The 889-nt window shown below is 72.2% G+C and carries 2 protein-coding genes; both read right to left on the bottom strand.

All coding sequences use genetic code 11. The features are described from left to right. Window positions 1-745, bottom strand: a 745-nt coding sequence (locus tag TSB10P1A_RS23495; protein ID WP_208987204.1) for a hypothetical protein, incomplete at its 3' end; no start/stop codon positions are given. Next, a partial coding sequence (locus TSB10P1A_RS23615; protein ID WP_208987203.1) for a hypothetical protein occupies window positions 706-889 on the bottom strand: 184 nt, incomplete at its 5' end. The genes TSB10P1A_RS23495 and TSB10P1A_RS23615, both read right to left, overlap by 40 nt.

The raw sequence follows: 889 nt of genomic DNA, 5'->3' as shown, positions 1-889 counted from the left end.
GCCCGCTGTCCCCTTCGCCGGCCAGCCCGTCCCAGGTCGTCTCGCCAAGGCGGATGTCCCGCAGCTTGTGCGGGCCGGCCAGCACATGCACCGCTTCGGCGAGCTCGTCCTGGCCGACCAGCTCGATGACGGGCTGACTGGCGAAGGGTGGATAAACGCGCCGCGTGCCGATGACGCGCGGCACGGAGGCGTTGGGGGCCAGGACGTTACCCGAGACGGATGCCGGATCGAGCGCCGCGCCGGTGCCATCCGGCGTTGCATCGGCGCCGCGGGTGGGCGGGGCGGCGATGGCCGAGATGACCAGCGAGCCGACGATGCCGACGCTCGTCGCGATCAGCTTGGCGCCGAGCGACCCCGCGGCGAGCCCGAGCGCGGGAATACCGGCCGAGGCGATGCCTGCCGTCGCGAAGGTCAGGGCGATGGCCGCGACGACGGCGAGGATCTGCTTGCCGCCCCGGCCGCCTTCGCGCAGCGGCGCGTGAAACGTGACATGAATGCTGCGGCCGGCCGCAGTGCCGGCCTTGGGGCGCACGTGCCGCCACATGGCGCGCGGCACCGGCTCGCCGTCGATGGTCACGACGCCCGTCGTCCCGAAATCGGGCGGCAGGTAGTCGGCTCGCGCCACGATCTCCGCCACCGACAGGCCCTGCGGCCACAGGTCCACCCTCGGCGAGCCCAGGGCCATCGGCGCGCGCCAGATCGTCGCTAGATGTGCCGGCCGGTCAGCCGATGCCGCCTGAAGCATGCGATCCTCTCGCGTATGGTGAAATGAGTGAGGGGGACGATGATTGCGTCGCAGGCCGCCTCGACATGCAGCACGTGGCCGGGATCGACCAGGACGCCGACATGCCCCGTGCGCGATCCGCCGGACAGGCGCATCACGCACACG

It is taken from the genome of Stappia sp. TSB10P1A (assembly GCF_900185725.1).
Taxonomy (GTDB): Bacteria; Pseudomonadota; Alphaproteobacteria; order Rhizobiales; family Stappiaceae; genus Stappia.
The sequence above is the reverse complement of the archived record's forward strand: the minus strand, read 5'-3'. Positions and strand labels throughout refer to the sequence as shown.